This window comes from Paludifilum halophilum (genome assembly GCF_002245355.1).
Taxonomy (GTDB): domain Bacteria; phylum Bacillota; class Bacilli; order Thermoactinomycetales; family DSM-45169; genus Paludifilum; species Paludifilum halophilum.
Map to the genome: position 1 here is coordinate 1 of NZ_NOWF01000200.1, position 382 is coordinate 382.

At 32.2% G+C, this 382-nt stretch carries 1 protein-coding gene; it reads left to right on the forward strand.

The annotated features are described in order from the left end of the window. The coding region (locus CHM34_RS18845; protein ID WP_141201805.1) for a DUF4097 family beta strand repeat-containing protein at positions 1-382 on the forward strand (382 nt) is incomplete at both ends.

Sequence of the window (382 nt, forward strand, 5' to 3'; positions counted from 1 at the left end):
GGATTATAATCAATTGGAAATAAATGTAGATAATGCATCGGTAAATATCCTATCTTCTGAAGAAGAAAGCCCAAGAGTCGAATATATAAGTAATAAGGAAAATGATTATTTCAATGTAGAAACAGAAGGAAATTCATTAAAAATAAACACCGTCGACAACAAGCTGTCTTTTTTCAATATAGACTTCTTTTTCTTTGGGACTCCAAGTATAAATGTATACCTTCCTGAGAAATCATTAGAGCACATACAAACGAAATCAGACAATGGTAAACTATCCATAACTAATATAGAAGCAACTTCGATCTCATTGAATACAGATAACGGGAAAATTAATGTAGAAGACATAGACTCTTCTACTTTCCACGCAGAAACTAACAACGGG